We start from the raw sequence: 4,984 nt of genomic DNA, 5'->3' as shown, positions 1-4,984 counted from the left end.
CCCGGCGACACCCTGGTCGTCTGGAAGCTGGATCGCCTTGGCCGCTCCCTGCGGCACCTGGTCGACACCATCACCGGCCTCGCCGAGCGGCGTCGGGTTCCGCAGCCTGCAGGAGGCGATTGACACCACCACTCCCGGCGGCAAGCTCGTCTTTCATGTGTTCGCCGCCTTGGCCGAGGTCGAACGCGACCTGATTCGCGAGCGCATGACCGCCGGCTGGCCGCCGCCCGGGCCCGGGGCCGCCGCGGCGGCCGACCCTCAGTCATGACCGTCCACAAGCTCCAGGTGCCCAGCAGATGTATCGCTCGGGGCCGTACAGCGTGGCCGCGATCGCCAAGACCCTTGGGGTCAGCCGCGCCTCCGTCTATCGGCACCTCACTGGCGACAGCCGCTGACCCGACCGCCGCATCGGTGTGACCGCTTCTTCAGCGGAGTCTTTCGCGGTCAGCTCCACCGGTCCATCGTGGAGGCTGCATGGCGTCCTGGACACTTCCCGGGGAGGCGAGATCTTGTGAGCGAGGTGCTCGGGCGACTCCGCGACGCCCAGAACCGCCACGACCTGGACGCCTTCGTCGCCTGCTTCGACCCCCAGTACCGCAGCGAACAACCCCTGCATCCCGACCGGGCATTCGTCGGCCGCCAGCAGGTCCGGACGAACTGGGCCGAGGTCTTCGCCGGCGTCCCCGACTTCCAGGCCGAGCTGCTCCGCTCGGCCGAGCAGAACGACACCGGCTGGGCCGAGTGGCACTGGCACGGCACCCGTACCGACGGGACCCGCCTGGAGATGCGCGGGGTCACCATCTTCGGGGTCCGCGGCGACCGCATCATCTGGGGCCGGCTCTATCTGGAGGACGTCGAAGGCGGCCAGGGAATCGACCAGGCCGTGCAGCACATGGCCCGTGGACCCGAGTAACCCGTCCCGCCCCTCGGTCGAGGCCGCCATGACCGCTGCTGGGTAAACACAAGCATGGCCATCCCATGACCAGCGGCGATGCTGCGATCGTGCCGCTGACCTCGGCGTCGAGTGTTGTTGCGTGTCGCCTCCTGCCGTCTCGTTGCAGGCGTTCGCCGCCTGTTCGCCGCCGGCGCTGTAGACGATCTGCTCTGAGCCTGGTCGAGCGCGCCGCGTTGAGCGAGAAGCCTGGCCGGGCTCTCTCTGGTCGAAATAGCCGGGGACCGCTCGGCCGACCGGGGCGGACGCCCGGCGTGGCTCGCCCCAGTCGGCTGGAGTTGGTCCTGTGCCTATCCGACTCGGCGGAAGAAGGCGCTGGAGGGGTCGGTTCCGTGGGGCTGGGAGAAGAATGAGGTGAAGGCGGTCCCGATGTTGTCGAGTCCTTCGTAGTCGCCGGTGAAAAAGCCCCCCGCGTCGGGGGCTTGGCGCATGTTGAACGAGCTGGTGGTCACCCGTACCTCATCACCCCAGTTGCTCGCGGTCGCGCAGGCGGTCGGGGTGGTGGGGTGGCAGTGGACCAGGAAGTGGTCGGTCTCCAGGGTGGTCGGCGCCGGGGTGTTGTTGCGGAAGTCGTAGTAGCTGACCCCGACGGTGCCGTTGGCGCTGACGTGGACCGAGGCGGTGAAGGCCTGCTGGTTGCCGGCCGGCAGGTTGGTCGGCGTCTGGTTGACCTTGATCGGCGCCGACCAGGTGAGCCCGCCGTCCAGGGACTGGGAGAAGGCGATGCTGTCGAACTCCCCGTCGCCGAAGCGGGCGTCCTGCCAGACCGCAGAGAGCCGGCCGCTGACCGGGTCGACCGCCACATCCGGGATGATGTCCCCGGTGCGGACGTCGTCGCCGGTGTCGGGGTCGGTGACCCCGATGGTCTGCAGCCGATCGACCAGGATCGGGCCTGACCAGCTGAGGCCCTTGTTGGTCGAGCGCAGCACCCGGACCGTCCAGCCTCGCAGCTGGTTGGTGTTCTCGTTGTTGAACTCCGCGAACAGATTGATCAGGGCCCCGTTGGGCAGGACCGCGATCTGGTTGCCGATTGTCTGGTCGTTCTGTCCGGGGTCATAGAGCTGGCGGGCCGGCTCCCAGCTCACCCCCCCATTCGTGCTCCGGGCGAACCAGATCGGCCCCCGGAACGCCGAGGTGCGGAAGCTGGCTCGGACGCTGGCCGCCTCGCTGGAGGGGAACACCAGCCGGTCCCACACGCCATAGACCAGGTTGGCCGCGGTGGGGTCGGCGGTGATCGTCTGCTTGTCATTGAACACGTTGGCGTCAGTGTCGCGCCGCACCACCACCGGGTCGCTCCAGCTCAGCCCGCCGTCGGTGGAGCGGCTGGCCAACAGGGCGTGGTCGAAGTCGGCAGCCAGGAACGGCGGGGCGACGTCGTTGAAGGACAGGGCCAGCTGATACAGCGTCCCGTTGGGGCCGAAGCTGACCCAGGGGTCGGTGGAGCGCTGATAGTCACCGCCCGAGCACAGCGAGATCCCTGGGATCGGCACCTGCTGCCAGCTGCTGCCGCCGTTGGTGCTCACCCCGGCCACCAGTCCCCGCGCCCCCCCGTTGGACCAGCGGTCCTGCTGCCAGATCCCCACCACATTGGCGGAGTTGGTCGGGTTGACATCGATCCAGGGCTCGACCTCACTGTTCAGGTAGACCGTGCCCGACTGGCTGGCAACCGCATCCGCCGTGCAGCCTAGAAAGGCGCTGGTGCCGGAGACCTGGACGAGTGGCCCTGGGGTGAGCGGGCCGGCCGCGACCGGGCCCACCGCAGCCAGGGCAAGCCCCAGGCAGGCGAGCAAGATGAGGAACGCGCGTCGTCGCATGACATTCCCCCTTCTGAGGGCAGGTGAGAGGCGTCCGAAGGTGCCTCTCACCTGTCATATGGACCGGTTATGGGGTGGTGGGGTCGAGATAGCTCCCGCCGAAGATGTCGGTGTTGCCGAAGTGATCGCCGGCAACGACAGGGCAGTCCTGGTTGGGCGCCGGCGCCGGGATGGGCGCGCCGTCGACCAGGGACTGGCGGTAGGCGTTGATGGCCGGGCAGACGGCGGCGTTGCGGCTGTCCACCCACACCGCGGCGGCGAACTCGCGGGTGGCCACGGCGTAGTTGTAGTCGCCCAGGAACTCGGTCGTCAGGCCGTTGGCGCTGGAGCCGCGGCCGTCCCCGACCGCCCCCCGATGCAGGGTGGTGAACGCCCCCACGGCACCGCTGGCCAAGGTGACATTGGCGTGACGGACGACCCCCAGCATGCGCCGCGGATCAGCGGTGGTGGTCCGCCAGGGATCCAGGTGGGCGTTGTAGACCAGGTACACATCCCGGCCGTCGGGGGAGATCGCCGGTGCCGGGAAGTTGGCCCGGTCGCTGCCCTCGGAGGCGACCACCTTGGCGCTGTAGCTGTCACCCCCGTTGGTCGACCACACCACCCAGGCTCGCTCCTGGTTGGTCCCGAGGCTGTCGTCGGCCCAGGTGATCACGATCTGGTCGCTGGCGTCGGCACCCGTGGGGGCGCCGGCGGCGATGTCCATCATGGGGAACACCGGCGCCCTGGCGCCGGCCACCCCGTCCACGGTGAAGCGGCCCTGGACCGGGTCCAGCTGGCCGACGTTGGTGACCGGCGACACGATCACCCGCGGCCGCTCGAAGTTGGCCCCGCCGTCAAAGGACCGGGCCTGGAAGAACACGCCCTCGCGGGTCTGGATGTCGGTGCCCACCCACACCACATAGACCGTGCCGTCGCTGTCGGTCCGGATGGTGCAGCCCTGGCGGCCGCCGGTCTGGGCGTTGTTGGTGGCCGGGCTCAGCTGGCGCTGCCGCCAGGTCGCTCCGCCGTCGGTGGAGCGGGCGAACAGCACCGGCTCCGGCGCCCCCGCCCCCACACCACGGAAGCCGACGTTGCAGACATAGACGTTGCCGAAATGGGGGCTGGACTCGGCCTGGTCGGCCCACAGCTGCTCTTTGTCGCTGAACAACGCCGAGCTCTGGCGGGTCACGATCACCGGGTCCATCCAGGCGTCGTTGTCCCCGGCCACCGCCCCGGCAATGTCATCGCTGCGCGACACCGCGATGGCGCCCTGGCCGCGGAAGCCTTGGCGGCCGGGGAAGTTGGTGGCGATGTTGGCGTAGTACAGCCGGGCCCCGTTCGCCCAGGCAAAGCCTCCCTCGGCGTCCGGCCGGGGTCCGAACACCACCGCCGGGTCGCCGTTGGAGACCAGGTCGTTCTCGAAGTAGTTGGGCAGGGTCCCGATCGGCCCGGCGGGGTCAGGCACACAGGCGGCAGGGCCGAGGCAGCCGCGGGCCGAGAACCCGGTATAGGTCGGCTGGACCCAGGAGGTGCCGCCGTTGGTCGAGAACTGCACCCCCGACAGCCCCACCCCCGGGGTGAACGGGCAGGTGGTCGGATCCCCGGCGTCACAAGACTCCATGTCGATGTTGTCATTGGCCCCGGCAGCCAGGATCTGGGGGGCGATTGGGTTGACGGCCACCGCCGGCTCGTTCTGCTTGCTCTGGGAGAAGATGGTGTCGTCGCTGCCGACCGTCACCTCGGTCTCGGGGATCAACGCCGACGCTGGCCCGGCGGCCAGTATCACCACCAGCGACAGCAACAGTCCGACAAGCACGGCGCGCGGTCTGCGGCGCATAGGCCCTCCTTTGGGACCGGCGGAGGTCACTCCTCCTACTCCTGAGCAACGAACCCCGCAGACCGGCCGTTACACCACCTTCGGGACCATCAAGAAATCCCGAGCATGCCGCCCGGGATCGGCGCGTCGACCTGTGATCACCTAATTGGAACTGGTCGTGACTGCTGGTGTCCGCGGCACTCCCCTATCTGGCGGCTCCGCATTTGCCTGGCGTGGACCGCCGGCCCTCAGTCGATGGCGCTGGCATGTGCTGGGCAGAGGTTGCGTACCGCGCTCCTGACAAAGGCCCTGGCCTCGGTGGTCGTCGGGCGTGCCTGCGACTGCACGAGTCGCTGGATGACCCGGCCCACGCCCAAGCCCTCGACGCCAAGCCCGTCGCACACCACTTTCCCGAGCCTCCAA

At 69.3% G+C, this 4,984-nt stretch carries 4 protein-coding genes and 1 pseudogene; 3 read left to right on the top strand and 2 right to left on the bottom strand.

Annotated features, from left to right (window positions below; genetic code table 11):
* The 3 genes and pseudogenes from VF468_29865 (at window position 1) to VF468_29855 (ending at window position 913) form a co-directional block, all read left to right on the top strand.
* Window positions 1–285: pseudogene (locus VF468_29865) on the top strand (recombinase family protein).
* Window positions 286–296: 11 nt separating this feature from the next.
* Window positions 297–395 carry a helix-turn-helix domain-containing protein gene (locus VF468_29860; protein ID HEX5882492.1) on the top strand — a complete coding sequence of 33 codons (99 nt, stop codon included), beginning with the start codon at window positions 297–299 and terminating at the stop codon, window positions 393–395.
* A gap of 116 nt (window positions 396–511) precedes the next feature.
* The gene (locus tag VF468_29855) at window positions 512–913 is read left to right on the top strand and encodes a nuclear transport factor 2 family protein (GenBank protein HEX5882491.1); all 402 of its coding nucleotides are present in this window, start codon (window positions 512–514) and stop codon (window positions 911–913) included.
* 329 nt (window positions 914–1,242) lie between these two features.
* On the opposite strand, the gene VF468_29850 is transcribed toward VF468_29855, so the two are convergent.
* Both VF468_29850 and VF468_29845 read right to left on the bottom strand, forming a co-directional pair.
* Complete coding sequence (locus VF468_29850) at window positions 1,243–2,766, bottom strand: sialidase family protein (protein ID HEX5882490.1); 1,524 nt, start codon at window positions 2,764–2,766, stop codon at window positions 1,243–1,245.
* A gap of 67 nt (window positions 2,767–2,833) precedes the next feature.
* Window positions 2,834–4,582 carry a sialidase family protein gene (locus VF468_29845; GenBank protein HEX5882489.1) on the bottom strand — a complete coding sequence of 583 codons (1,749 nt, stop codon included), beginning with the start codon at window positions 4,580–4,582 and terminating at the stop codon, window positions 2,834–2,836.
* Window positions 4,583–4,984 lie beyond the last annotated feature (402 nt).

This window comes from Actinomycetota bacterium (assembly GCA_036280995.1).
Classification (GTDB): Bacteria; Actinomycetota; CALGFH01; order CALGFH01; family CALGFH01; genus CALGFH01.
This window is presented reverse-complemented; position numbering and strand designations above follow the sequence as displayed.